This window comes from Nonomuraea recticatena, from assembly GCF_039533245.1.
In the GTDB taxonomy this organism is placed as follows: Bacteria; Actinomycetota; Actinomycetes; order Streptosporangiales; family Streptosporangiaceae; genus Nonomuraea; species Nonomuraea roseola.
In genome coordinates, this window is sequence record NZ_BAAATE010000188.1 from 1 (window position 1) to 546 (window position 546).

Here is a 546-nt window from a genome sequence, read left to right on the forward strand (position 1 = left end):
GCCAGGACAAGCAGATGGTGCAGGCGATCGTGTCGTCCGCGCAGGTCAACGCGGCGACGCTGACCGTGCTCAGCCAGCTCGGCAAGACCGTGGCGAACAACGGGTACACCGTGGACGGCACCCCGCCGAGCGTGGGCGAGCCGGTGGTGACCGAGGTGGACGGCCGGACGAAGGTGGTGCTGTCGGTCGAGCCGAGGGGCGTGAGCGCCTGCTACGCGCCGAAGGCGGAGATCACCCTGGTGGCTGCGGAGCTGCCGGGCGGGAAGCACGGCGTGCTGGTGCTGAACGTCGCGCAGGGCGGGCCGCACGTGGCCCAGGGGCCCAGCGAAGCGGAGGCGGACCGGATCGTGGGGAGCGTGCGCGTCTCGTGAAGACCCTCGTGCTGTGGGACATCGACCTGACCCTGATCGACGCCTCCGGGCTCGGTCACGCCTGGTACGGGACCGCGCTGCGGACGGTGTCCGGCCTGGAGCTGGTGCACCGGCCCTCGTACGCGGGGCGCACCGAGCGGGCGATCAGCAGGCAGCTGCTGCTCGCGCACGACCT

1 protein-coding gene is annotated in these 546 nt (G+C 72.2%); it reads left to right on the forward strand.

Annotation, left to right across the window (positions count from 1 at the left end; translation table 11 throughout):
• Positions 1 to 371 (forward strand): DUF8017 domain-containing protein (locus ABFX50_RS51080; RefSeq protein ID WP_346158565.1); only part of this gene is annotated, 371 nt, incomplete at its 5' end.
• Positions 372 to 546 lie beyond the last annotated feature (175 nt).